This window comes from Pseudomonas sp. SIMBA_067 (assembly GCF_046534675.1).
In the GTDB taxonomy this organism is placed as follows: Bacteria; Pseudomonadota; Gammaproteobacteria; order Pseudomonadales; family Pseudomonadaceae; genus Aquipseudomonas; species Aquipseudomonas putida.
Map to the genome: position 1 here is coordinate 1 of NZ_JAWRYH010000222.1, position 306 is coordinate 306.

Genomic DNA, 306 nt, shown 5'->3' on the forward strand with positions numbered 1-306 from the left:
CTGCGGTTAATCCGCAGCGCGGCGGCGAGCGGCGGGTGATCTGGAGCGACTTTCTGGGCCGCGCCGCGCCCTCTCCACAGGGGCCGTTTGTACTGGCGGCCGCGTTGCGCTGTCCGGTGCTGCTGATGTTCGCCCTGCAGCAACAGGGTAAACTGCGTATTCACTGTGAGCCTTTCGCCGATCCGCTGCTGCTGCCGCGTGCGCAACGTCAGCAGGCACTGCAACAGGCGGTCGATCGTTACGCAGCGCGGCTGGCCCATTACGCACTGCTGGCGCCGCTCGACTGGTTTAACTTTTTCGATTTCT

Annotated in this window: 1 pseudogene; it reads left to right on the plus strand. The window is 64.4% G+C overall.

Going from position 1 to position 306, the window contains the following annotated elements:
• Positions 1–306: pseudogene (locus SB765_RS28825) on the plus strand (glycosyl transferase); the annotation flags it as partial.